Source organism: Spirosoma taeanense (assembly GCF_013127955.1).
GTDB classification, from domain to species: Bacteria; Bacteroidota; Bacteroidia; order Cytophagales; family Spirosomataceae; genus Spirosoma; species Spirosoma taeanense.
The window spans coordinates 2,260,789-2,285,246 of sequence record NZ_CP053435.1; the positions used below are offsets into that span (position 1 = coordinate 2,260,789).

Sequence of the window (24,458 nt, forward strand, 5' to 3'; positions counted from 1 at the left end):
ATCATGGGGGTTTATACCCGAACAGTCAGAAACGAAAGAAAGTTGAATACTCTGAAAAATCTAACGCCAGCCAGTCGGCCGACCGTAAAGATTTTCCAGGTTTATTACTAAAAGCAATCGCCTTCGCTTACATTTAGGGGCCGTATGCATGCATACTAAAGTCATGGAACAGACCTATCACTCGTTATCAGTTGAGCGGACCGACGGCGTCATGACCGTTTCGCTGCTCGGCCCCGGCAAGGGAAATGCCATGGGGCCAGAATTCTGGGAGGAACTTCCCCGGGCTATGGACGAAATTGAGTCGATGACCGATGTGCGCTGTATACTGTTTCGGGGCAGCGGTGACCACTTCAGTTATGGACTGGACCTTCCGCAGATGATGCCCCGGATTGGCGCTCTGCTGAACGGAACATTACCGGAGCAGCAGCGAGCTGAACTCGTGGCAACAATCCGGCAGATGCAGTCCGGCTTTCAGAAGATGTATGCGTCAGCAAAGCCGGTCATTGCGGCTGTGCACGGCTGGTGCATTGGGGGAGGGGTCAACATGATCGCAGCCGCCGACATCCGCCTATGTTCACGTAACGCTAAATTTAGCCTGCGCGAGGCTAAACTCGCCATGACCCCCGATATCGGCGGACTGCAATGGTTACCCGCCATCATTGGGCAGGGCTTCACCCGCGAGATGGCCTTCACCGGCGCCGATTACGATGCCGCTTTTGCCGAACGGATTGGCCTAGTTAATCACGTGTACGATACGCCGGAAGCCTTATTCGAAGCCGCGCAGACGCTGGCTCGTCAGATCGCCGACAATTCGGCCTCAGCCGTACAGGGCGTAAAGAAGGTGCTGAATTATGGCCTGAGCAAGACTATCGAAGAAGGGCTGCAGTACGTGGCCGACTGGAATTCAACCCAGCTACAGTCCGAAGATTTCGACGAAGCCATGCAGGCTACGCTCGAACGGCGAAAAGCTGAATTCAACAAAAAGAAAAACCGAGGTTATTAATTGGTGAAAGAGTGAATGAGCGAGAGAGCGAATAGCTGACGCCTGCTACCTTCATTCACTCTTTCGCTCATTCACTCTTTCACTATTCGCATGACCACAGGAATGCTGCGCGATGATGCGCTGAAAGGAAAAACGATTATTGTAACGGGGGGCGGCACGGGGTTGGGCAAGTCCATTAGCCGGTATCTGCTCCAGCTGGGGGCTAACGTTACGATCTGCAGCCGCCGTCAGGCCGTGCTCGATGAAACCGCCACCGAACTGATGAACGAAACGGGCGGGCAGGTTCTGGCCATTCAGTGCGACGTTCGGAATCCGCAGGAGATAGAGAACGTAATCAGCCAGACGATTGAGCGATTTGGCCGGATAGACGGCCTGCTCAATAACTCGGCCGGAAACTTCATCAGTCCAACGGAACGGCTGTCCTATAAGGCGTTCGACACGATTGTTGATATCGTGCTGCGGGGGACCTATTACTTCACGCTGGCGGTGGGCAAATACTGGATCGAGAACAAAATTCCCGGTACGGTGCTGAATATCTCGACGACCTACGCCACGACCGGCTCAGGGTATGTGGTGCCCAGTGCCGTTGCCAAAGGGGGGGCGCTCATTATGACCAAATCGCTGGCGGCCGAGTGGGGAAAATACGGCATCCGGCTCAACGCTATTGCGCCCGGTCCGTTTCCAACCAAAGGGGCGTGGGACCGGCTCTTTCCCGAACCGCTGATCAACATGATGGACCCTACGGGTCGTATTCCGCTCAAACGCGTTGGGGAACACGGCGAACTGGCAAATCTGGCGGCTTTTCTACTGTCGGATTATTCCGGTTTTATCACCGGCGAAAGCATCACCATCGACGGAGGTGAGGTGCTGATGGCCGGTGAGTTTAATCACCTGGAAAACGTAACGCCTGAGCAGTGGGACATGATTGGCGCGGCTATCAAGCAGGCCAACCGCGCCAGCAAGAAAGAAGGGCAGGAGAACAAACCCGACTGACGGGAGTCAGCTCATAACCGCTTTTCATAGGCCAGGAAGCGCAGCCCCGGCCGGAAGCCCAGGGTAATTTCACCGGCGTACTGGTAACCCATTTTCGGGAAAAGCCGCTGGGTAACCTGGTTCTCAGAGTTGGTGTCGATGCGCAGAAACCGGATGCCGCGCTGTTGGGCCAACTGCTCGGCCTGAGTCAGCAGAGCCGCGGCCACCCCTTGCCCCTGAAATGCCGGATCAACGGCCAGCCGGTGCGTCACGATAGCCCGCTGGCTGAGGTCGAAGCCGACCTGCGCGTATTCAGGTTCCTGATCTTCGGTCAGGGCCGCAACGCCCGCCAGTTCACCGTCTATGTCAGCCACCCAAAGCTGCTGTTTATCAATATCCTGGCTAAAAACGGTTTCATTCGGATAATGGTCGTCCCACTGAAAATTACCGGCCTGGTGCATCAGGGGAACGACGTGCCGGAGGAGGGTCAATAAACTAGGTAAATCGGAATGGGTAGCGGGACGGATTGTCATAACTAAACAATACGCGCATCCCGTTGACGGTCTGTCTGATGGGATGCGCATTACAAGGGATTATTTTTCTTCTTTCAGCATTTCGACCACCATCGTCAGCTCGTTAACGGTGGTTTCGGGATTACCATTATAGCCCACCGACCGGTAGCGGACGCGACCGTTAGAATCAATAACTACTTTGGTCGGAATCCCTTTCACGCCATACGCGTTGGCCACGCGCTGGCTGAAATCCAGCGGTACAACGAAGGGATAATTGCCCTTATTCATGAAGTTGTGGACGCGCTGCACGGGGCCGCCTTCGCGGGTATTAACGAACAGGAAGCGAACATCCGGATCGTTTTGGAAGCGCATTTGGGCCTGCTGCATGGCCGGAAACGACGCGATGCAGGGACCGCACCAGGTCGCCCAGAAATCTAGCACAACTACCTTCCCCCGTAAAGCCAATGACGAGATGGTGCGTCCCTGCAGGTCCGTTAACGTAAAGGCCGGAGCGGGCAGGTTAATCATCTTCTGACGCAGTTCGTCGCGCTGCTCGGCCCGGATATCCGCTTCGAGGTCGGCCAGGTAAGCGTCGGCGCTGGCGGGGTTCTGGCCGGGTTGCGTGGCGTACCAGTCACGTAAGGCGGCTTTTAATCGGGAGGTGGCCTGTCCGGTCTGGATGGCCGCTTCAACAACGGGACGGGCCTCGGCTGCGTGCCGGGTTTGCAGGGCACAGAGAAAATACCGCTCGTTGGTGCGCGGGTCACTATTTTCAATATCGTCGGGAACGATGACCTCCTGATAGGCTTTATAGGCATCGGCGTATTTGCCCTGCTGTTCCAGCGCCCGGGCGTAGGTATTCATCAACTGCCGATGCCGGGTCTTCTGTTCCGTTTCCCAGTCGGTCGCCGTTACGGTATTGGGTCGGGTCTGAGTGTTCAGGACGGTCATAGCCCGCTTCACGAGCTGCTCTGCTTCGGGCAGCGACCGCCGTTCATCGGCCAGTTGAAACGCCATGGTGTTGAGCATCAGAACGTCGGTCTGCGATGCGGGCTGCTGTTCGACAAAGGCTACCAGATTCCGGATGTCGTTATTTTTAAAATACCCGTCGGTCATCATCACCGTTAGGCCGGGCAGGTACGTCGAGGTTGGGAAATCACGCTTAAAAGCTTCGTAGGCTGTTTTCTTCCGGTTCCAGTCGGTTTCGTTCCGGACGGCCATAGCCCGGTCTTTCTGCGCGAGCGAACCGGCCGGGTCCAGCGTTTTCATACGTTCGCGCACCGCTTTGGCCTTCACAAAATCACCCATGCTTTCATAGAGCTGGGCGGCCGACGTCAACTCGGCGGCTGTCGGTTCTGGTCGCGCGGCCAGATACGACTCGATAGCCGCTTTTACTTTGGGGCCATAGCCCGGCTTTCGCTGCCTGATCTGGGCCGCCAGATAGTCGGACCAGTAAACGGGTTGAAGATCGGGGTATTGCTGAAGTTCCTGCTCGTAGAGCGTAACAACCCGGTTGGGGTCGGGGCGACCGCCGGCTTCATACAAAACGTTCGTCCGGGTAAAAACCGAAGCCTGACCGGCGAGTGCGTGGGGGAGGGGCCGACCAGATGCATCGTAAACCGGAATGGCGTAAAGCTGCCCTTTGTTCAGGTCAGCGCGCTTTGGCTGTCTACTGTTTCGGAACAGCACCATCATGCCCGTAACGTCTTTTTTGGGGATGAACAGCTCCCCGACGTAATCGCAGCCCTGCCGTGCCATCACAATGCTGGCTGGTCGGCAGCCCTGCATGGTATTGGGTGCGCCGTAACGCACAAACCGGCCTTCAATCAGGCTGTCCGTGCCTAACTGCGTTTCCTGGGGGGTATAGGTAAACGAAACTGTTTGACCCACCTGCGGACTGGCGGGCGAGTACCGGAACTGGGCCGTAACGGGCAGGCAGGCGGCTAACAATAAAACAAGTAGGGCGACTTTCACGACACCAAAATACGATTGTGCCGGCGAATGCCCAACCTCCGGGAAACTTTATTAGCTACTGCCGGCATATTAAACCAACTGAACAGCCTGAAGACCACATAATAATATATCCTTCCTGCCGGCAGACAAAATTCGCGCGGTTAGTTAACCCCTCAGAACGTTCATTTCCGGGCTTATGACAACCGATACCTTTACGGCTGATCCGTCAGTCGTCACGCTTCCCGCGTCCCAGCCGATCACGCTGACCATCAATGGTGTTTCCCGACAGTTTAATCTGGCTCCCTGGACTACGCTGCTCGACGCGCTGCGCGAGTACGCCAACCTTATGGGTACCAAAAAAGGCTGCGATCATGGGCAGTGTGGTTCCTGCACGGTGCTGGTGGATGGCAAACGGATCAACTCCTGCCTGACGCTGGCCATCATGCAGGAAGGTAAAGCCATTACAACCATTGAAGGGCTGGCCGAGGACGGTACATTACATCCTCTACAGCAGGCGTTTATCGACCATGACGCATTTCAGTGCGGCTATTGTACGCCAGGGCAGATTTGCTCGGCCGTGGGGATGATGAATGAGGGGAAGGTCAGGACCGTTGCCGACGTAAAGGAGCTGATGAGTGGCAACATTTGCCGATGCGGAGCTTATCCGCACATTGTTGACGCGATCTGCGACGTAATGCAACTGCCGGACCCCCAAACCCCGTAACCATGCACCCATTTAGCTACGCCCGTCCTCAGGACGTTAAAACCGCTCTGGATGAACTGACCGCCGAGCCTACGCATACCGCCAAATTCATTGCCGGCGGCACCAACCTCATCGACCTGATGAAGGAAAACGTGGAGCGGCCGGGCCGATTGGTGGATATTAACTGGTTGCCGCTGGCTACCATTACCGATACCGAAGGCGGTGGCCTTCGTCTGGGAGCGCTGGTAACCAATGCCGACACGGCCTATAACGAGCAGGTCATTGCCCGGTATCCGCTGCTGTCACAGACGATTCTGGCGGGCGCATCGCCCCAGTTGCGTAACATGGCAACCAACGGCGGAAACCTCTTTCAGCGCAACCGCTGCTTTTATTTTTACGATCGGGCAACGCCCTGCAATAAGCGCCAGCCCGGTTCGGGCTGCGGGGCGCTCAACGGCTATAATCGCATTCACGCCATTCTGGGCACCGAATCATCGGCGAATAGTCCGCAATGTATAGCGACTCATCCGTCGGATATGTGCGTGGCACTGGCCGCGCTGGAAGCAGTCGTGCGGGTAACGGGACCGAACGGTGAGCGGACTATTCCGATGGCCGACTTTCATCGGTTGCCCGGCGACGAGCCTCAATACGACAATACGCTGCAACCGGATGAGCTGGTGACGGCCATCGATCTGCCCGCCAAAGGATTTCCGGACTACCATACCTACCTCAAACTGCGCGACCGGGCTTCGTATGCCTTTGCGCTGGTGTCGGTCGCCGTGGGGCTTGAACTGGATGGCGACACGATTACCGATGCCCGGCTTGCGCTCGGGGGTGTGGCGCATAAACCCTGGCGCAGGCCCGAAGCGGAAGCGCTGCTGATTGGTAAACCGACCACCAAAGAAAACTACAGCCGGGCGGCTGAGTCATTGCTCGAAGGCGCTCAGGGATTCGGGCATAATACGTTTAAAATCGAACTGGCGAAGCGAGCCATTGTCCGGGCGCTGGGCATAGCCGCCAGACAGGAACCCACCGAGTGACCCATAAACCTAACTCGTTCCTATGAGCAAGTACATCGGAAAACCAATCACCCGCGTTGACGGCTACGACAAAGTGACGGGCAAGGCCAGGTATGCGGCCGAATTCCACATAGCCAATCTGACCTACGGCGTCGTTGTGTCGAGCGCCATCGCAAAAGGAAAGATTACCGCAATCGACACCACCGACGCGCTTGCGCTGGAGGGCGTGTTGCAGGTGTTTACGCATGAAAACCGGCCAAAGCTGGCCTGGTTCGATATGAGTTATAAAGACCAGGACGCCCCGCCGGGTTCACCATTCCGGCCTCTGTACGATGCGGAGATTAAATACAGCGGTCAGCCCGTTGCGCTGGTTGTGGGCGAGACATTTGAGGTGGCTCGTTACGCGGCTACGCTGGTGCGGATTACGTACGAGGAAGACAAACACGAAACGAACCTGGAAGCGCACCTGCCGGAAGCCCGTGAGCCGAAGCCGAGCGTCATGAATTTGCTGAAACCACTGCCGCCAAAACCGCGTGGAGATTCAAAAAAAGCTTATGCCGAAGCCCCGGTTCGCATGTCGGCGCAGTACGTGCACGGCACGCAGCATCATAATCCGATGGAACTGTTTGCGACTACGGTGGATTACCACAAAGACGGCAAACTGACCATCTACGACAAAACGCAGGGTGCGCCGAATAGCCAGCTCTACGTTACGCAGGTCTTTGGGATGTCATTCAGCGACGTACGGGTGGTTTCGCCTTACGTTGGTGGAGGATTCGGGTCGGGTCTGCGGCCGCAATATCAGTTGTTTCTGGCAGTGATGGCCGCTCGCGAACTGAAGCGCCCCGTACGGGTGTCGCTCACGCGCCAGCAGATGTTCAGCTTTGGCCACCGCCCCGCTACGGTGCAGAACATAGCCCTTGGGGCCCAGCCCGACGGCACCCTGACAGCCATGAACCATGAAGCCATTGGAGCCACGTCGCAGTTTGAAGACTACATGGAAATGGTCGTCAACTGGTCGGGGAAACTGTACCCCTGCGAGAACACGACGCTTGCCTATAAAATAAAGCCCCTGGACATCTATACTCCGCTCGATATGCGGGCGCCGGGGGGCGTTACGGGCGTTCATGCCATTGAATGCGCGATGGACGAACTATCGTATCAGCTAGGTATGGACCCGGTCGAACTGCGGCTGAAGAATTACTCGGAATATGACCAGACCGAAGGCGATAAGCCGTTTTCCAGTAAAGAGCTGCGTGCATGTTTTCGGCAGGGAGCCGAGCGATTTGGCTGGGCCAGCCGGACCCCCGAACCGCGTTCCATGCGTAAAGGACATAACCTCATCGGCTGGGGAATGGCTACCGGCATCTGGGATGCCAGCCAGATGCCCGCCCGCGCCGAGGCTGTGCTGACCGTAAACGGCAAACTGCGGGTCAGCAGCGCAACGGCCGATATTGGCACCGGCACCTATACCATCATGACTCAGATTGCCGCCGATACACTCGGGATGCCTATTGAAGACGTAATATTTCGGCTCGGCGATACCGAAATGCCGGTAGCACCCATCCAGGGCGGGTCGTGGACAGCCTCGACCGTAGGTTCGGCCGTTAAGACAGCCTGTGAAGCGCTGGCCGTAAAGCTGCTGAAACTGGCCCAGAAGATGCCTAAATCGCCCTTTGCCTACGCCAAACAAAGCGATGTGGTATTTGCCGATGGATGCATTCGTCTAACGCGCGATCCATCAGTGGCAGTTTCGCTGCTGGCGGTAGTGAGTCAGAATGGCGGCCGGGCCGTCAGCGAAACATCATCGTCCATACCAAATATGCTGAAGCAGAAAAAATACTCGCGCAACGCCCACTCGGCGGTGTTCGCCGAAGTTCAGGTTGATGAAGAACTGAATACCGTAAAAGTTACGCGCATGGTTAGCGCAGTGGCCGGTGGTAAGATTCTGAATCCGCGAACGGCCCGCAGTCAGATTATTGGCGGCATGGTGTGGGGCATCAGTTCGGCGCTGATGGAAGAAAGTGCAATGGACCACAACTTCGGCCGGTTTATGAACCACAATCTGGCTGAATACCACGTGCCGGTCTGTGCCGACATCCATGACCTCGACGTAATTTTTGTGGAGGAAGAAGACCCAATCGTGAATCCGCTTGGCGCGAAAGGCCTGGGCGAAATCGGGCTGGTCGGCGTAGCGGCTGCGATTGCCAACGCCATCTATCACGCGACCGGCAAACGCATTCATGACCTGCCTATTATGCTGGACAGACTCCTGTGACCAGAACAGACATTGCACCCCCCGGAGGGTTTGAACGATACTATAACCAAAAAACGGCCAGCAACCTGGCCGTTTTTTTTATGAGGTGGCAGTACAAAACGCCACTGCCGTCCCTACAGTAGCGGCCAAATTTTTTCGTGCCCGGGGGTACCCTTATCGGCTGCTCGATTGTCTTCAGGTCAAAAGAAGCCCTATGGACGAGAGCAAATTTTTAGAAACCTTATTTGAGCGATACCTCAGCAATCAGGCGACTGATGAGGAACTGGAGGTATTTATGGATTTGCTTCGACAGGGAAAACTGGATGATCTAGCCAAATCTTATCTGGATCGTGAAGCAGAAGCCACTGACTCGTCCTGTGAATTTTCGAATGTCGGCCTTTTCAGGCCCTGGATGCAGTGGCTGAGGATAGCAGCCTCGATAGCCCTGATACTCTGGTAATGTTAGTGACAACATCCTGATCGACGGCTCGTGGCTCCGTCTGATCCCTGTGATGCTGCACATGACCAATCCCGACCAGTAAATCTCCATTAGAGAGGGGTCGCCAAGCTTTTGTCAAGAATACAACCAACTAATCGATGTGCGCTATGAGATTAATGTTACAGAAGCGAATACGGGTCCTGGTTTATCCGATGATCGCCGGGTTGACGGTCACGACAGCGGATGCCCAGAGCCGCCAGCTGTCAATGCGTGGCGACCGGGGCCTGATCACTAAAAACGAGCAACGTAACACTTCCTTTTCACCGCCGTATCGGAACGGATCACCCATGCCGTCTCGTGTACAGGCTGCTATCACCGTTAAAGGGAAAGTAACCGCTCAGGAGGACCGCATGGCTTTACCAGGGGTTAATATTACCGTTAAGGGCACGACGGTAGGAACCACTACGGACGCCGATGGGAATTACACCCTTAACGTCCCCTCGCAGCAAAGTACCCTGGTCTTTTCGTTTCTGGGCTATATCTCGCAGGAAATTCTGGTAGGCAGCCAGACGAGCATTAATGTGGTCATGGCAACTGATTCCAAAGTACTCAACGAGGTGGTTGTCACGGCTCTGGGCTTTAAGGAAGAAAAAGACCGGCTGGGGTCTACGTTGTCTTCAATTAAACCCGAGGATATCAAGCGCTCCGGTGAGACCGGCGTAATCAACGGACTGGCGGGTAAAGCGGCCGGCGTTCTTATTTCGCGTTCCACGGGTGATCCGGGCGCAGGATCTTACATTCAGATTCGGGGTCAGAATACGATTACTGGCTCCAACCAGCCTTTAATTATCATTGATGGCGTTCCTATGAGCAACAGCACCACCGGCGATTCGCGCGGAGGGGTTGCGCAGCAGTCACGTCTGAACGACATCAATCCGGAAGACATTGCTTCCATGCAGATATTGAAAGGAGCCTCAGCGGCCGGTCTGTGGGGATCACGGGCGGCCAATGGCGTTATTGTGATCACTACAAAACGGGGCGCTAATGACAACAAGTTGAATGTCAACTTCAGCTCTACGGTTTCCTTCGATAAAGTAAATGTTATTCATCCCCTGCAGGAAGCTTACGGTCAGGGATCGGGCGGGGTCTATAATCCCACAACTCAGTATTCGTGGGGCGATAAAATTGCCAACCGGACCGGCGGAGAGGATGTCGTTAACATGAATGGCGCCCGCTTTGAGTCCTACCAGGGGAAAACGTTTTATCCGATCATCACCAAGAACTCCAAAGAAACGTATAATGAGGCCCGTCGGGATGCGGTTTTCCGGACAGGAACCTATTTCGACAACAACGTGAGTCTGAGCGGTGGTAATGATAAGGGTAATTTTTACCTGAGCCTGGGCAACCTGAATCAGAAAGGAATCTTTGCGGGGCAAAGCGATTATAAGCGTAATTCGGTCCGGTTCAACTCGACCCGTCAGTTCAACGAGATTGTCCGGGCTTCAGCCAATGCCAACTACATCCAGACAACCTCCAATCGAATCCAGAAAGGTGACAACACCAGCGGTTTGTACATTGGTATGCTGCGGTCATCGCCTGATTTCGACAGCCGGTACTGGAAAGGAAGCTATTATGCATCGCCCACTGCGGCTGCGATCCGGAACCGGCAGCGGTCGTACCGGAACTACCTGGGCGCATCGGCTAACCCGAGCTATAACGATCCCCTCTGGACGATCAATGAACTGACGAATCTTTCGGAAGTGAGCCGCCTGATCATGAATTCCGAGCTGGTCGTTACGCCAAAAGACTGGTTCAGCATTACGGCCCGGGGCGGACTTGATACGTACAGCGACCGCCGGGTCACCAACAACCCCGTCTCATCAGTTGTTAACTCAGGTGCCGGTCAGTATGAGCAGCAGATCATTTCAGAAAGTGAACTGAATCTGGACGTGATCGGTCGGGCCAGCAAAGACATTGGCGAGAATGTAACGAGTACCCTGATCGTGGGTTTCAACATCAATGACCGGAAGTATAACAGCCTGGGCGGATTGATGAATAACTTTATTCTGGAAGAAGCTCCGCCCAACTTTGCCAATTCGACAGCGGCCAACAACTATCCCTATAATTCAGAGTCGCATCGCCGGACGGCCCGGTTGTATTCTACGCTCAACCTAGGCTTCTTCAACCAGTTATACGTAAACGGCTCCATCGCTGCCGAATCCGGTTCGACGTTTGGCAGCGCTTCCAAATCAACATTTTATTATCCGTCGACGGATGTCGCCTGGCAGTTCAGCCAACTGGCGCCTTTCCAGGGCAGTCCCCTGTCGTTCGGTAAGCTGCGGGCCTCTTACGGGATCGTGGGTATCCAGCCCGAGCCCTATCGGAATACCACGCCCTACGTGACGGCTTCGTTCGGAAGCTGGGCCACTAATCTGACCGGATCGGGCTACGGTGGCGCTTACGTAGAAAGCGCTACGCAGGGCGACCCCAACCTGCTACCCGAACGCAAAACCGAATGGGAGGTGGGTACTGATTTGCGGTTTTTCAAAAACAAGCTATCCCTCGGCTTTACGTATTACCAGAATCACATCCGTGACCTGCTGCTTCAGGTGTCGGCTGCGGGTTCCACCGGATTCAGTCAGAAGTATACCAACGCCGGTAGCATGGAGAACAAAGGTCTGGAACTGGACCTCAACCTGAACGTTCTTCAGAAAGATGAGTTCCGGTGGAATGTTTTTGCGAACTGGAGCCGGAACCGGAACCGGGTAACCAGCCTGGGCGGTACAGAAATCATCACCTTCACGGGAGGAGCCTTAAGCACGGTTGCCCACGTGGGCGATGCGCTTTCGTCCTTCTACGGTGGCGTCTACCAGCGGAATGAGAACGGTACACTGAATCTGACGCCTACGGGCTTCCCCAAGCTCGGCACGACGCTGGGTATCATTGGCGACCCCAACCCCGACTGGCGGGGCGGCTTCGGCACGAACTTCGCCTATAAGAAACTGTCGCTGAACGTTCTGTTTGAGACCTTCCAGGGGGGCGACTTCTATGAGGGCACGCGGGCCGTACTCGTTAACTTCGGAACCTACGCGGATGTCGGTAAGGAGGTGACCTTACCGGTAGACATGTATAACTACGCCGGAACGCTCTTCAAGGCGGGGACCACCTTACGGGGCAACATCGCTGATTATGGCGGAGGACCTGTTCTGTTAGATCAGTCGTTCTATACCTCAATCGGCGGTCACTCCGGCCAGCTGACCGAACAGTTCGTTCGGGATGGTAGCTGGACGCGGATTCGGGAGATCACCCTGGGATACCAGCTGAGTTCTCCGGGCTTCCGCAAGAAAACAAAGCTGGAGTCGGTCAACTTCGCCGTGACGGCCCGCAATCCGGTGCTCTGGACCAAAATTGTTGGCATTGACCCGGAGACTAACGTATCGGGTGTCGGCAATGCCCGTGGTGTTGACTACTTCAATAATCCAAGTACGAAATCGCTGGTCTTAAGCCTGCGAATCAACTACTAACCTCAACTACAGTAACCAAATGAAACGTTCATATAGAACCATTTGTGCCGGACTGATCGGGTTGGCTTTGTTCTCGTGCGAGTCGCTGGTATCTGACATGAACCAGGATCCGAACAATCCGACGGATGCTTCGGCTGAATACCTTTTTTCGGGCACGCAGATTGCGCACATTGCCGCTCAGGAAGGCATGGCCAGCCGACTCACGATTGTCTGGACGGGTTATGGCTATGGCAGCTTCCAGCAGTTTGGCACCTGGGGGCAGTACCAGATTACGGCCGCCAATTTTGACGACGACTGGAACCTCTTTTATACCGGCGTCAATAAAAATGCCATACGAACAATCGACAAAGCAACGCAACTGGGTAACCGCGTAATGGCGGGTATCACCAAAATTATTCAGGCTCAGAGCATTGGCACGGCCACGGAGCTTTGGGGCGACGTACCGTTTACGGAAACCGGCAACACCACCGACTACCCATACCCACGCTTCGAAACGCAGGCTGAACTGATTCCGAAGCTGATTGCCCAACTGAACGATGGTCTTGCCGACCTGGAGTCTGGCATCGGAACGGTGGGGACGAAGGATATCTTCTTTGGGGGCGACCTCAACAAATGGAAGCAGGTTGCCAATACGCTCAAGGCCCGGCTGTACGTGGATTTAAAACAGTATGACAATGCCTACGCAGCAGCTACGGCGGGCGTCAGCACGTATGCCAACTCCATGTATGCACCGCACGGTACTACGGCCAGCGCTAATGAAAACGCGAATTATAGTTTCCTGACCAATATTCGGGCGGGGAGTATTACCGGCGAGGGAACCTATAACGTTGGATTGCTTAATCCGGCCAGAGCGGCTACCTACCGGGGAAACGCAAAGACGAACGAAACGGCGCGGTTCAAATTCTACTACCTCGAAAATGGAGTAAACGCACCGGGGGTGATCGAACCCAATACGTTAACGACCAATACCAACCGGGGCTTTTTTGCCCGTGATGCCAGCTTTCCGCTCGTAACCTATCAGGAAAACATTCTGACGCTGGCCGAAATGGCGCTGCGGTCGGGTAAAGGCTTCAGTACGGCACTAACGCACCTGAACGCCTACCGTAGTTTCCTGAACGGGGGTGGGTATCTGCATCCAACTTATAGAGTGGCCGGAACGTATAGATACGAGCCTTACGTAGCCGAAGACTTTGCCGCGGGTGGTATTGAAAATAAAGACGGCATCGCGCCCGATAGTGCCCTGCTGCGGGAGATTCTGGAGGAGCGTTACGTGACTTTTTACGGTCAGCATCTTGGCTGGAACGACGAGCGTCGGACCCGCAGCGAAGCCGTCGGGATAAAACTTAAACCAAATAACGGCAGTCAGTTGCCCTGGCGATTTATCTATTCCCAGAATGAGTTAAACTCGAACGCAAACAGTCCCCGCTCCGCACCGAGTCTGTTCGATCCAATCGCCATCTACAAGTAATCAGGCATCGGGTCTTTTCAGGGGATTATAAAGTAGTTTCGGGAAAGACCCGGTTTCTGCCCGTACCGATTCGGCAGAAAAGCACTCACGAATCCGGAGGATGATCCGCTTTGCCTGTGAGAAAGGCGGGGCAGAGAGGACATGACCCATATTGCCTGATACCTCAATGTTCCGGATGGGTTAGGCGCCGTGGGAGGCAATGCCCATTCGACAGAGGAAGACATCAATCAGAACGATCTGGAAGGCATGATCAAACGAATGGCGGTGTTCATGCACCGGCTTTCCAGTAATTAATAACCAACGGAATGCAGTATAAAGCTTATCTTCTGCTAGCCTGTTTTGCGGGTCTGTGGGTCTGCTCCGCGCAGGCTCAGACTTCTTTTTCAGTTCAGGAAACTACCGATCTGAGCCAGCAGGCCAAAGGAGTCGAAATCGTTAAGGATGCCTACGGCGTACCACATATTTACGCCAAAACCGATGCTGATGCCGTATTTGGGCTCATGTACGTTCAGTGCGAAGAGTTTTTCGAGAAAGTAGAAAATACGCTGATTACCCGCCTGGGGCGGCTGTCCGAAATCGAAGGCGAATCGGCGATCTACAAAGATCTCTGGACGCGCATGTTTATTGATTCGACCCAGGCCGTTTCGCTGTACCAGAAAACGCCGGGCTGGCTCAAAAAACTGTGTGACGCCTATGCCGCCGGAATCAACTATTACCTAATTACGCATCCGGCGGTCAAACCAAAGCTGCTCACGCGGGTGGAACCGTGGATGGTTCTGATGAACAATGTACCGGCTATGGCGGGTAGCAATGTGAGCGAATCCGATTTTAAAGCGTTCTACCTGAATGAAATGGGCTCACCGGCTATCGGCAGCCGGAGCTTTACCGCCGAGCCTCCCAAAAACGACGGGTCCAATGGCTGGGCGCTGGCGCCTTCCCGTACGCAGAGCCGAAAGGCAATGCTTTTCATTAACCCCCACGCCGAGTATTACGGTCGGCTGGAAGTTCAGATGGTTAGCGATGAAGGATTGAACGCGTACGGGGCTCCGTTTCTGGGGCAGTTCAACATCTTTCAGGGCTTTAATGAGTTCTGCGGCTGGATGCACCCGGTTTCTCTCTCGGATGCTAAAGACTTATACGCCGAAGACATCGCCTGGAAACAGGGGAAACGTATGTATCGGTACGATGGCACCTGGAAGCCGGTGGATAGTACCATCCACGAGCTTCGTTATAAGCAGGGCGATGGCTGGGGAACCCGTAAATTCGTGACGTACCGCACCCATCACGGGCCGGTTGTGTATGCAACAGCTACCCGCTGGATTAGTCTGAAAACCTACGAGCCCAACATTGACCTGCTCGCCATGCACTGGCAGAAGATGAAAGCCCGCAACCTGAGCGAGTTCACCACCGCACTGAATACCCGGGCCATGGTGGGCAGTAACGTAATCTACGCCGATAGAAAAGGCAACATCGCCTACTGGCATGGCAACTTCGTGCCCCGGAAAAACCCGTTGCTCGACTGGAAGCGGCCGGTTGATGGAACCACCTCGGCAACAGAGTGGCAGGGAACCCATGCACTTAAAGAAATTCCCCAGTACATCAATCCGGCGAACGGATGGGTACAGAACTGTAACTCAACACCGCTGTATGGAACGGGCGAACTGGCCACGGAGATGCTGAAACTGCCCGGCTATATGCTGCCCGATGGTCATACACCCCGGGCCGTTCATGCGGTACGGGTGCTGACACCCTTGAAAAATGCGACTCTCGACGACATGATCAGGATTTCCTATGACCCGTACCTGCCTAGCGGAGCGCGCTTCATTCCTGGCCTGATTGCGGCTTATCATAAGGTTGCCAACGACAGCCTGCAGGCTAAACTGGCACAACCTGTTGACATCCTGAAAAAGTGGGATTTTAAAACGGATACGGGTTCGGTAGCGACAACACTGGCCGTTCACTGGCTGGAGAAAATTATTCAGCTGGATATGGCCCGGCTGCCAAAGCCCGCCACTACCGAAGAGCAGTACTCCCTGACGAATGGGTCGGCGATCACCACCGAATTTATTTCACCCCAGGAACAGGTTACGGCGCTGGCTCAGGTTGTGGCCGATCTCGAAAAAGAATTTGGAACCTGGCAGGTGAGCTGGGGTACGGATAACCGCTTTCAGCGGACGGCCGATGCCGAACCCAGCGACGAAAAACCCAGTTGGGCTGTTCCGGCAACGCCGGGCTTCATGGGTTCACTGAACGCCTACGTAAGCCGTAAAGCCCCAAAGACCCACAAGCGGTACGGCGTTACGGGCAATACCTTCGTAGCCGCCGTTGAGTTTGGCGACCGGCTGCGGGCAAAGACAATCCTGACCGGCGGAGCCAGCTCCGACCCTGCTTCGGCCCACTACACCGACCAGGTAAACGGGTATATAAACGGCACTTATAAAGAAATTTATTTTTATAAAGATGACGTGTATAAACACGCCGAAAAAATCTATCACCCCGGCGATAAGTAGCCCCAAAACGACCTGTATGTATGAAAAGGCGTGACTTTGTAAAATTATCCGGTTTCGGTATGGGTGCTACGTTACTGCCCGCCGGATTACTGGCCGGTGATCCAGTTGCCGGTCGCCGGATTTCGGCGGAGGAGTTGCTCAACCCTGGCCCTGACGTAGCCTTTAAGAAACAGATGGCCGACGTAGCTCTGAATGCGGCCAAGAGCAAAGGCGCTACGTATACGGATGTCCGGATTGGTCGGTATCTGCGGCAGTATCTGTTTACGCGTGAGAATAAGGTACAGAATATCGTCAACTCCGAGTCGTACGGGATCGGCATCCGGGTTATTGCCAATGGCACCTGGGGGTTTGCATCAACGAATGAGATGACGCCGGAAAGCATTGCCTATACCGCCGGGATGGCAGTAGAGATGGCAAAGGCCAATGCCGAAATACAGCGGGAGCCGGTCGTGCTGGCCCCGCAGAAAGGCGTTGGTGAGAAAAGCTGGAAAACGCCCATCCAAAAAAATGCTTTCGAGATTCCGGTCAAGGAAAAGATCGATCTGCTCATGGAGGTGAACGGTGCCGCTCTCAAAAAAGGCGCTTCGTTTGTTACCTCGAACCTTTTCTTTGTTAACGAGCAGAAATACTTTGCGTCGACCGATGGCTCCTATATCGACCAGGACGTGCATCGGATGTGGCCTACGTTTACGGTTACGGCCGTCAACAAGCAAACCGGCCGGTTTAAAACCCGTGACGCCCTGAGCGCTCCCATTGGGATGGGCTACGAGTATTTGTCGGACAATCCGGCCGAAAAGATGATCATTCCCAACGGTCCAACGGTCTACCGCTATGCCTACAATATGATCGAGGATGCCACCGCAGCGGCCCTGCAGGCCAGGGAAAAGCTAACGGCCAAGTCGGTGCCGGCGGGGAAGTACGATATGATTCTGGACCCGTCGAACCTGGGCCTGACCATCCACGAATCGGTTGGGCACCCGCTCGAACTTGATCGCGTGCTGGGCTACGAGGCCAACCTGGCCGGCACGAGCTTTGCAACGATGGAAAAGCTGCAATCCAAGAACTTTCAGTACGGCAGCAACATCGTTAATCTGGTAGCCGACAAGACTCAGCCAAACACAATGGGGCTGGTGGGCTACGACGACGAGGGTGTTCCCTGCAAACAGTGGCCACTGGTGAAAGACGGGATTCTGGTCAACTTTCAGGCCACGCGTGATCAGGTGCATCTGCTGGGGGAAACAGAATCGCAGGGGTGCAGTTTTGCCGAAAGCTGGGATAGTGTCCAGTTCCAGCGGATGCCCAACGTATCGCTGCAGCCCGGTCGGGATAAATACAGCATTCATGACATGATCAGGGATACCGAGAAAGGAATTTACATCCTGGGTCGGGGGTCTTCGTCCATCGATCAGCAACGGTATAACTTCCAGTTCAGCGGGCAGCTTTTCTATGAAATCAGGAACGGAGCCATCGTGGGCATGCTCGACGACGTTGCCTATCAGTCGAACACGCAGGAATTCTGGAACTCATGCGCCCGGATTTGCGATAAGGACGACTATCGGCTTTTCGGCACTTTCTTCGATGGAAAAGGACAGCCCGGTCAGGTAAGCGCTGTCTCGCACGGTTGCCCGACCACGCGTTTCAATGGCGTGAACGTAATCAATACCGGACGGAAGATTTAACCATTCAGGATGGTCGGTACTTGTCATACCTGGGCTTACTCATTCGTAAAAATGACTGCTCAATGACGACGAATGTCCATCAATGACCCTCTAACTGACATTACATCATGGCCATTTTATCAGAACAGGACGCCCGGAAAATTATAGATAAGGTTTTAAGTTACTCCAGAGCCGACGAAATGAAGGTGGAATTGACCGGAGGGCGATCGGGCAATATTCGCTTTGCCCGTAACTCGGTCTCTACCGCCGGGGCATCCAACAACCTGTCGTTATCCATAACGTCGGTGCTGGGTAAAAAAACCGGCACGTCCGATATCAACGAATTTGACGATGCTTCGCTGGAAAAGGCCGTCCGTCGGGCCGAGGAAATGGCCCGCCTGGCTCCTGAAAATCCAGAGTATGTGCCCATGCCTGGCCCCCAGACCTACGCAAAACCCCAGGCGTTTGTGGAGACAACGGCCAATATGAAAGCGCCGGATCGGGCCCGGCTGGCTGGTGCCAGCATCAGGTCGATCATGACCAGTCAGTTGAGCGGAGCCGGTTTCCTGGAAGATTCGGCCACGTTCAATGCAATTGGTAATAGCAGAGGACTGTTCGGCTATCATCAGAGCACCGACGTAAACTTTTCCCTGACGATTCGTACCCCCGACGGGACCGGTTCGGGTTATGCCGCCGGTGATTTTAATGATGTCAGTAAACTGGATACGGGGGCACTGACGGATATAGCTATCCAGAAAGCGAAAGCTTCTCAAAAAGCTGTTGCGCTGGAGCCGGGGAAGTATACGGTTATTCTTGAGCCGCTGGCTGCCGGTGAGCTGATCCAGTTCATGATCCGGGCGATGGATGCCCGTACTGCCGACGAAGGCCGGAGTTTTCTGGGTAAAAAAGGCGGTGGCACCCGGCTTGGCGAAAAGCTCCTCGACGAACGCGTTACAATCTACTCTGATCCCGCAAACGCCCAGATTCCCGGCTCTCCGTTTTCTCCGGAAGGCTACGCTCACCAGAAAGTAGTATGGTTCGACAAGGGGGTGGTTAAAAACATGTCGTACTCACCTTACTGGGCGCAGCAGAAGGGAGCGAAGCCGCTTCCTCAGCCCTCGGGCTTTGTCATGGAAGGTGGAACGCAGTCCCTGGCTGAACTGATCAAAGGCACCGAAAAAGGGATCCTGGTCACCCGGTTCTGGTATACCCGCTGGTTAGACCCCCAAACGCTGCTTTATACGGGTCTGACCCGCGATGGAACGTTTTACATCGACAACGGGCAGATCAAGCATCCCGTGAAGAACTTCCGGTTCAACGAAAGTCCGGTTATTATGCTCAACAACCTCGAAGCCCTCGGCAGGCCCGTACGTACGCGCGGCAATCTGGTTCCTCCCATGCGAATCCGCGACTTTACGTTCAGCAGCCTTTCGGATGCGGTCTAACACACGTTTTAACAATCATTACCTGTTTACGAATTAATGAAAAAAATTATTGGACTGGCTCTGACAGTTTTAACGGGAACGCTGCTTTGCGGCCAGACGAACGCGCAAAATCCAGAAGCGGCTCAGGTCACTGCGCTTCAACGGCAGCTATCGGCTATGCAGCACCAGTTTGATGCGCTGGATAAGGCCATTGATGACCTGACCTGGACCCAGCGGCTGGGCGACGCCGTACTGGTGGACAAGGTCATTATTACCGGGCCACCACCGGCTGTTATTAAAAACCCAACCGGGCAGGGCGCCAAAAACCCCGTTCGTTTCTCGGCTTACGTATTTATTCCGTCCAGGGTTGACCCATCTAAAAAATACCCGCTGCTGGTGCTGCCGCACGGTGGCGTACATAGCAACTTCAACACGGCCTACGCGCACATCATTAAAGAGCTTACGGCGCAGGAATACGTAGTCATCGCGCCGGATTATCGGGGAAGCACCGGCTACGGGCAGGGTTTTTATCAGTTGATTGACTACGGCGGACTCGAAGTAGAAGACACCAAGAGCTGCCGGGACTATATGCTCGAAAACTACGATTTCATCGATAAGAAACGGGTTGGTATTTTAGGCTGGAGTCATGGTGGTATGATTACGCTGCTCAACCTGTTCAACCACCCAGCCGATTATGCCGTAGGCTATGCCGGTGTGCCGGTCAGCGATCTGATCGCCCGGATGGGCTACAAAAGTCAGAGCTACCGCGATGCTTATTCAGCCGACTTTCACCTGGGTAAATCGGCGGATCAGAATGTTGAAGAGTACCGGAAACGCTCCCCGGTCTGGAACGTGCAGAAACTGCAGACGCCACTGCTCGTTCATACCAACACGAACGATGAGGATGTGAACGTACTGGAGGTTGAACACCTGATCCATGCCTTGAAAGCCGAGGGTAAAAAGTTCGACTATGAGATCTATAAGGAAGCGCCCGGCGGCCATACCTTTAACCGGATTGACTCCTATGGAGCTAAAGAAAGCCGGATGAAAATCTATAGTTTTCTGGCCCAGTATCTCAAGCCTAACCGGCAGTTCAAAAATGTGAAGGAGCTGATTGAAGTAAGCTATTTCCCGAAGCCGGCAAAGTAAGCCAAACGGCCTGTTCTCTAGCGACTGCCTGGACTGACTTTACAGTTTCTTAAGCAGCTGAGCACGGTTACGTAACGCATTTACAGCCCTGACCCTGTACACCTATGAACACCTTTATTCTGCCTCTGTTTATCCCGAAATATACATACCGCATTTCGGTGCTGATCATCTGGGGCGTACTCCTGACGCTTCCCTCGGTTGCTCAGACCCGTTTAACCAGCCGGTCCGGTGAGTCATTCGTTGATGATAGTTACGTTCGTGCTTATCTGGAGCAGGTGGCTAATGAAAGTGGAGCCCCGGGGGTTTCGGCCGCTGTATCGGTGAGAGGGAAAACGGTTTTTTCGGGTGGAGTCGGGTTTGCGGATCTGGATAATAAAGTGCCGCAGAACGGAAAAACGGTTCATAACATCGGTTCGGTTTCCAAAGCCTTTTCCGTGATCGCAATCATGCAGCTGGAAGAGAAAGGGTTGGTTAATCTGAATGATGAAATCCAGAAGTACCTTCCTTACATGCCAAAGAAGCAAAAACCCATAACAATTAATCATATCCTTACGCATACGTCCGGCATCCGGCATTATGCGAAACAGGACAATGACAACTATGGGTTTAAACGGCTACGGCATTACGACAATTTTGAAGAAGCGACCACGATCTTCCGCGATGATCCGCTGCTATTTGAGCCCGGAGCCTATTACGCCTATTCTTCGTATTCGAGTAATCTGATGCATGGCATTATAGAAAAGGTGTCGGGTATGCCGTTTGAAGACTATATGAAGAAAAACGTCTGGCAGCCAGCCGGTATGCTCAGCACCTGCTTTGATGTTCCCGCCCGGATCATCAGTAACCGGGGCAAGGGCTACGTAAAAGACAGCAACGGCACGTTGATCAATGCTCCCTACGAAGATGTCAGTTACAAGTATGCCGGGGGCGGTATACTCTCCACGCCGGAAGACATGTTAAAACTGGCTCTGGCCCTCAACAGAGGCTTTTTGTTAAAACAGGCAACACTGGAAAAGCTATACAAACCCCAGTTTGATAAGAATAAAAAAGATCTTCATGCCAATCCGGCCCAACTGAAAGACCCTTTGTGGCAGGGACTAATCTGGTGGAGTGGCAAGGATCGCCAGGGGCACACCTGGTACGGACACAGTGGAACGGTGAAAGGCACCCGATCGTTCCTGATTAACTTTCCGGCCGAGCAGGTCATTGTTGCAATTCAGGCGAACATAGGCAGCATAAAAATTGATGAATATGCGCTTGAACTCGCGCAGCTGTTTCTGGCAGAGGAGCCGCTGCCCAACAGACCCTGAATCATTCCATTCGCTTTTGGAGTTCCGGCGCTAGCCCACCGGCAGCGAATCGGCCGACTGGAGTAAGAGCGGCATGAATACGCTGAAGGCAATATCCATATCTTTTTCTACGGCTACCTTAATTACCTTCATGGATTTAACCATGTGCTTCTTAATCGCACTACTGGAAACGCCCAGAATCTGCGCGGCTTCTTCATAGCTCTTTTCCTGCTGCCTGCATAGTTTGAAAACGGCACGGCTTTGTGGCGGCAGCGTATCGAGAACTTTCTGGAGAAATTGCTGATACTCTTTGGCGAGCAGGGTTTCTTCCGTATCGTTTCTGGACCGGCTGTAGCTGCTTAGGACTTCTCCCTTCAGGCGATCTTCAACGGCAACTCGCTTAAGAACGTTAAACGTGTGATTTTTGGTCACGGTAAAAACGTAGGACCGGAAGGAGTTGATTTCCCGAATGGCCCATCGGTCTTCCCATATTTTCATGAATACCTCCTGACAGATATCGTTCGAGAGGTCGGTCGATTTAATGAACTTACAGATGAACCGGTAAATGCTTGGCCGATAAAAGTCATACAGTTTACCAAACGCTTTTTCATCCCCAATAGAAATTAGGTTAAGTAGAAGGCTTTCGTTAGAAAAAGTCATCAATGAGGCAAGTTAGGTTGTAAAGAGCTCCCCACTCGTTCGAGCAGAACGAGTGGAACAGGACGTTTTCCAGAATAAATGGTTTTCTAATAGGGAGTTGATTTAATAGTCCTATGAAAACCTGTTTACTTAAAATTTTATTCTGAAGTTTAGTTAAATATAAAAATTAAATTCTAATAAGGGGGCTGCATAAAAAATAATACGAGTAGCTGTCGGGCAGAGTTTTCTCTTGAAACTTCGGCTTCTTTTGGCTGACAGACTTTATTATACCCGTGTTTTTAATTGGACATAAAAAACAGACGACCTGAGTCGGCCACATTGTGGCCGACTCAGGTCGTCTGCATCAGTAGATGAAAATCAGGAAGTAGAAACAAATCTGCGGTTCTAACCGTAAGAGGCAAAAATGCTATACGGCTACTGCTTCTTCCTGCTTTACAGGGCGCGATACGGCCCACAGGCCTACAAACGTAATCAGGCCATTGAGCAGGAGTCGCTCAAAACCGAACTGATAGCCACCGAACCAGGCCGCTGAGTTCTGGTTGACGATATACGTCAGTACCGGCGAGGCCAGACAAATGAACGGCACAAACCGGTCCATAACCGGGCGTTTGCTAAAGATACCGAAGGCATACAAGCCCAGCAACGGTCCGTAGGTATAGCCCGCAATGTCGAATACGGCCGTAATGACCTCTTTACTGTTAAGCTGCCGGAAAACAATGATGACAACGAAAAACAGGAGCGAAAAACCGATGTGAACGAAGTGCTTGATGCGGGACCGCTCGGCTTCCGGTCTACACTCAACGTTCATAAAATCGACGCAGAACGAGGTTGTCAGGGCTGTCAGCGCCGAATCCGCGCTGGCGTAGGTAGCCGCCGTAATCCCCAGCAGGAACGTTATGCCCACCACCAGTCCCAGGTGATTCAGGGCCAGCAGTGGATACAGATCGTCAGTACGTTCAGGGATCGAAATGCCCGCTTTCGAAGCGTATTGATACAGCAGCACGCCCAGGCTCAGGAATAAAAAATTAACTACCACGAGCGTACAGGTAAACCAGAACATATTCTTCTGGGCTTCGCCAATGTTTTTGCAGGTCAGGTTTTTCTGCATCAGGTCCTGATCCAGCCCCGTCATCACAATCGCGATGAACGCGCCCGAAATAAACTGTTTGAAGAAGTTCTTGGGGTCGTTGGCATCCCAGAAGAATATCTGCGACATCGAGCTGTTTTTCACGGACTGCACCAGCCCGCCGAACGACAGACCAAGCTCCCGCGAAATGAGCACAATCGTCAGCACGACCGCCGTAACCAGAAACAGGGTCTGTAGCGTATCGGTGACGATGATCGTTTTGACGCCCCCCTTGAACGTATAAATCCAGATTAGACCAATGGTGATCAGCACGGATACTTCAAACGGAACGCCGAGCGCTTCAAACAGGGCGAGCTGTAAGACACTGACGGCTACGTAAAGCCGTACTGCCGAGCCGACCGTGCGGGAGAGCAGAAAGAACCCCGCGCCTGTCTTGTATGACCAGAACCCGAACCGTTTTTCGAGGTAGCCATAAATGGAAATCAAATTCAGCCGGTAGTAAAGCGGCATCAGCACCGAACCGATCACGAAATAGCCGACGATATAGCCCAGCACCACCTGAAAATACGAAAAGCCAATCTTACCGACTGCGCCCGGTACGGAGATGAACGTAACCCCCGACAGCGACGTACCGATCATCCCGAACGCAACCAGCCACCAGGGCGACTGCCGGTTGGCCGTAAAAAAAGTAGTGGTGTCGGCACCCCGGGCGGTATAGAACGAAACGGCAATCAGCATTCCGAAATAGGCAACCAAAATCAATAAGGCAACGGTGGTATTCATGCGGAGAAACAACAATTTGCGACGAATGAATTAGCCCGGTCCCGGCTC

17 protein-coding genes are annotated in these 24,458 nt (G+C 53.8%); 13 read left to right on the forward strand and 4 right to left on the reverse strand.

What is annotated here, in order from left to right; all coding sequences use genetic code 11:
- The first annotated feature begins 163 nt into the window (after positions 1–163).
- Together HNV11_RS09540 and HNV11_RS09545 are read left to right on the forward strand one after the other, a co-directional pair.
- Positions 164–1,003, forward strand: a complete 840-nt coding sequence (locus tag HNV11_RS09540) for a crotonase/enoyl-CoA hydratase family protein (RefSeq protein WP_171739447.1) — start codon at positions 164–166, stop codon at positions 1,001–1,003.
- 90 nt (positions 1,004–1,093) lie between these two features.
- Entirely contained in the window at positions 1,094–1,996 is a 903-nt protein-coding gene (locus HNV11_RS09545; protein ID WP_240163883.1) for an SDR family oxidoreductase, read from the forward strand.
- Between the two features lie 11 nt (positions 1,997–2,007).
- Here the strand turns inward: HNV11_RS09545 and HNV11_RS09550 are convergent, their stop codons facing one another.
- Together HNV11_RS09550 and HNV11_RS09555 are read right to left on the reverse strand one after the other, a co-directional pair.
- Positions 2,008–2,508 (reverse strand): GNAT family N-acetyltransferase, encoded by a 501-nt coding sequence (locus tag HNV11_RS09550; RefSeq protein WP_171739448.1) that lies wholly within the window; start codon positions 2,506–2,508, stop codon positions 2,008–2,010.
- Between the two features lie 60 nt (positions 2,509–2,568).
- Positions 2,569–4,461, reverse strand: coding sequence for a redoxin family protein (locus HNV11_RS09555; protein WP_171739449.1), 1,893 nt, complete (start codon positions 4,459–4,461; stop codon positions 2,569–2,571).
- 175 nt (positions 4,462–4,636) lie between these two features.
- On the opposite strand from HNV11_RS09555, the gene HNV11_RS09560 reads away from it, so the two are divergent.
- From HNV11_RS09560 to HNV11_RS09610, 11 genes are all read left to right on the forward strand, one after another.
- Positions 4,637–5,164: a (2Fe-2S)-binding protein gene (locus tag HNV11_RS09560; protein WP_171739450.1), complete on the forward strand. Its 528-nt coding sequence runs from the start codon at positions 4,637–4,639 to the stop codon at positions 5,162–5,164.
- Between the two features lie 2 nt (positions 5,165–5,166).
- The gene (locus HNV11_RS09565) at positions 5,167–6,183 is read left to right on the forward strand and encodes an FAD binding domain-containing protein (protein WP_171739451.1); all 1,017 of its coding nucleotides are present in this window, start codon (positions 5,167–5,169) and stop codon (positions 6,181–6,183) included.
- A gap of 22 nt (positions 6,184–6,205) precedes the next feature.
- Entirely contained in the window at positions 6,206–8,440 is a 2,235-nt protein-coding gene (locus HNV11_RS09570; protein WP_171739452.1) for a xanthine dehydrogenase family protein molybdopterin-binding subunit, read from the forward strand.
- A gap of 193 nt (positions 8,441–8,633) precedes the next feature.
- Positions 8,634–8,879: a hypothetical protein gene (locus tag HNV11_RS09575; protein ID WP_171739453.1), complete on the forward strand. Its 246-nt coding sequence runs from the start codon at positions 8,634–8,636 to the stop codon at positions 8,877–8,879.
- 146 nt (positions 8,880–9,025) lie between these two features.
- The gene (locus HNV11_RS09580) at positions 9,026–12,382 is read left to right on the forward strand and encodes a SusC/RagA family TonB-linked outer membrane protein (protein WP_240163885.1); all 3,357 of its coding nucleotides are present in this window, start codon (positions 9,026–9,028) and stop codon (positions 12,380–12,382) included.
- A gap of 19 nt (positions 12,383–12,401) precedes the next feature.
- Complete coding sequence (locus tag HNV11_RS09585) at positions 12,402–13,850, forward strand: SusD/RagB family nutrient-binding outer membrane lipoprotein (RefSeq protein WP_171739454.1); 1,449 nt, start codon at positions 12,402–12,404, stop codon at positions 13,848–13,850.
- Positions 13,851–14,155: 305 nt separating this feature from the next.
- Entirely contained in the window at positions 14,156–16,360 is a 2,205-nt protein-coding gene (locus HNV11_RS09590; protein ID WP_171739455.1) for a penicillin acylase family protein, read from the forward strand.
- A 20-nt stretch (positions 16,361–16,380) separates the two neighbouring features.
- Positions 16,381–18,039, forward strand: coding sequence for a TldD/PmbA family protein (locus HNV11_RS09595; RefSeq protein WP_171739456.1), 1,659 nt, complete (start codon positions 16,381–16,383; stop codon positions 18,037–18,039).
- Positions 18,040–18,146: 107 nt separating this feature from the next.
- On the forward strand, positions 18,147–19,463 hold the full coding sequence (locus HNV11_RS09600; RefSeq protein WP_171739457.1) for a TldD/PmbA family protein: 1,317 nt from the start codon (positions 18,147–18,149) through the stop codon (positions 19,461–19,463).
- Positions 19,464–19,499: 36 nt separating this feature from the next.
- The gene (locus HNV11_RS09605) at positions 19,500–20,591 is read left to right on the forward strand and encodes an alpha/beta hydrolase family protein (protein WP_171739458.1); all 1,092 of its coding nucleotides are present in this window, start codon (positions 19,500–19,502) and stop codon (positions 20,589–20,591) included.
- A 104-nt stretch (positions 20,592–20,695) separates the two neighbouring features.
- Positions 20,696–21,901 carry a serine hydrolase domain-containing protein gene (locus HNV11_RS09610; protein WP_171739459.1) on the forward strand — a complete coding sequence of 402 codons (1,206 nt, stop codon included), beginning with the start codon at positions 20,696–20,698 and terminating at the stop codon, positions 21,899–21,901.
- A 30-nt stretch (positions 21,902–21,931) separates the two neighbouring features.
- Here the strand turns inward: HNV11_RS09610 and HNV11_RS09615 are convergent, their stop codons facing one another.
- The gene (locus tag HNV11_RS09615) at positions 21,932–22,540 is read right to left on the reverse strand and encodes an RNA polymerase sigma factor (protein ID WP_171739460.1); all 609 of its coding nucleotides are present in this window, start codon (positions 22,538–22,540) and stop codon (positions 21,932–21,934) included.
- 406 nt (positions 22,541–22,946) lie between these two features.
- A complete protein-coding gene (locus tag HNV11_RS09620) occupies positions 22,947–24,410 on the reverse strand; it encodes a sodium:solute symporter (protein WP_171739461.1) in 1,464 nt (487 codons plus the stop codon).
- Positions 24,411–24,458: the final 48 nt, after the last annotated feature.

What these genes read in the sequence shown, in the direction of transcription:
- HNV11_RS09560 (WP_171739450.1), top strand. Translation starts at nt 4,637, where the DNA reads ATGACAACCGATACCTTTACGGCTGATCCGTCAGTCGTCACGCTTCCC.
- HNV11_RS09600 (WP_171739457.1), top strand. Translation starts at nt 18,147, where the DNA reads ATGGCCATTTTATCAGAACAGGACGCCCGGAAAATTATAGATAAGGTT.
- HNV11_RS09595 (WP_171739456.1), top strand. Translation starts at nt 16,381, where the DNA reads ATGAAAAGGCGTGACTTTGTAAAATTATCCGGTTTCGGTATGGGTGCT.
- HNV11_RS09615 (WP_171739460.1), bottom strand. Translation starts at nt 22,540, where the DNA reads ATGACTTTTTCTAACGAAAGCCTTCTACTTAACCTAATTTCTATTGGG.
- HNV11_RS09610 (WP_171739459.1), top strand. Translation starts at nt 20,696, where the DNA reads ATGAACACCTTTATTCTGCCTCTGTTTATCCCGAAATATACATACCGC.
- HNV11_RS09585 (WP_171739454.1), top strand. Translation starts at nt 12,402, where the DNA reads ATGAAACGTTCATATAGAACCATTTGTGCCGGACTGATCGGGTTGGCT.
- HNV11_RS09580 (WP_240163885.1), top strand. Translation starts at nt 9,026, where the DNA reads ATGAGATTAATGTTACAGAAGCGAATACGGGTCCTGGTTTATCCGATG.
- HNV11_RS09565 (WP_171739451.1), top strand. Translation starts at nt 5,167, where the DNA reads ATGCACCCATTTAGCTACGCCCGTCCTCAGGACGTTAAAACCGCTCTG.
- HNV11_RS09590 (WP_171739455.1), top strand. Translation starts at nt 14,156, where the DNA reads ATGCAGTATAAAGCTTATCTTCTGCTAGCCTGTTTTGCGGGTCTGTGG.
- HNV11_RS09540 (WP_171739447.1), top strand. Translation starts at nt 164, where the DNA reads ATGGAACAGACCTATCACTCGTTATCAGTTGAGCGGACCGACGGCGTC.
- HNV11_RS09605 (WP_171739458.1), top strand. Translation starts at nt 19,500, where the DNA reads ATGAAAAAAATTATTGGACTGGCTCTGACAGTTTTAACGGGAACGCTG.
- HNV11_RS09620 (WP_171739461.1), bottom strand. Translation starts at nt 24,410, where the DNA reads ATGAATACCACCGTTGCCTTATTGATTTTGGTTGCCTATTTCGGAATG.
- HNV11_RS09575 (WP_171739453.1), top strand. Translation starts at nt 8,634, where the DNA reads ATGGACGAGAGCAAATTTTTAGAAACCTTATTTGAGCGATACCTCAGC.
- HNV11_RS09545 (WP_240163883.1), top strand. Translation starts at nt 1,094, where the DNA reads ATGACCACAGGAATGCTGCGCGATGATGCGCTGAAAGGAAAAACGATT.
- HNV11_RS09550 (WP_171739448.1), bottom strand. Translation starts at nt 2,508, where the DNA reads ATGACAATCCGTCCCGCTACCCATTCCGATTTACCTAGTTTATTGACC.
- HNV11_RS09570 (WP_171739452.1), top strand. Translation starts at nt 6,206, where the DNA reads ATGAGCAAGTACATCGGAAAACCAATCACCCGCGTTGACGGCTACGAC.